The 822-nt window shown below is 65.1% G+C and carries 1 protein-coding gene and 1 pseudogene; both read right to left on the minus strand.

Annotation, left to right across the window (positions count from 1 at the left end; genetic code table 11):
• Positions 1–199, minus strand: a pseudogene (locus tag IQK56_RS30940) (hypothetical protein); the annotation flags it as partial.
• Positions 199–822: HAD-IA family hydrolase (locus tag IQK56_RS30705; protein ID WP_193901981.1), on the minus strand; the 624-nt coding region annotated here is incomplete at its 5' end. The gene IQK56_RS30705 and the pseudogene IQK56_RS30940, both read right to left, overlap by 1 nt.

Genomic DNA, 822 nt, shown 5'->3' on the forward strand with positions numbered 1-822 from the left:
CGAATGGCGCGGTTGTCCAGCAGCAACGCCTGCACGTGTTCGATAACGGGGTCAGGTGATAAGCCAGGTGGCCGCTGGGCAGGCAGGATCCTGGGCAAGCCGATTGGCCGGGCTGGCGGGTTGATAGGCCGGGCGGCGCATCCAGGTTGGGGATGCGCGCCACGGTGACATGCGGGGTGGCAATCACGGCGATATTCATCAGGCAGGCTCCCCAACAGGTTGCAACAGGCTCACACCGGTCAGGCGCTGCAACTGGGCGAGGGCCTGATGGTTGTCGATAAAGTGCAGCACCTGCCAGCCCAGCGCGGCGGCGGCGTCGATGTTTTCGGCCACGTCATCGATCAGCAAACTGTTAGCCGCAGCGACGCCTGAACGTGCGGTGGCCACCTTGAAGAACGCCGCTTCCGGCTTGCGCGTGCCTTCCTGGCTGGAATCGACGATCAGGTCGACCACCTCGTCCAAGCCCACCATCGCCCGCCAATGCTGCTCCCACTCCACCACGTTGTTGGTCAGGATGCCCACGCGGAACCCGGCTCGTTTCAGCGCACGCACGGCGGCCACCAATGGCGCGTTGGCCGGCACGCCAGCGAACCAATGCTCGCCGAAGGTTTGCAGGCGCGCACGGGACAAATCGATCTGCGGATCGCGGCGGCGCAATGCCAGTTCCAGGCGCTGGCCCCAGTCCTTTTCGGTGAGCAAGGCGCTCTCCACCGGCGCCAGCATCGGCACGCCCAACTCGTCGGCCACATCACTCATGGCCTGTTGCAGCACACGCGGGGCCAGGCCGGTCTTGACCTGATATTGCTCGAACAACGCTGGGAT

The sequence above is a fragment of the Pseudomonas cyclaminis genome, assembly GCF_015163715.1.
In the GTDB taxonomy this organism is placed as follows: Bacteria; Pseudomonadota; Gammaproteobacteria; order Pseudomonadales; family Pseudomonadaceae; genus Aquipseudomonas; species Aquipseudomonas cyclaminis.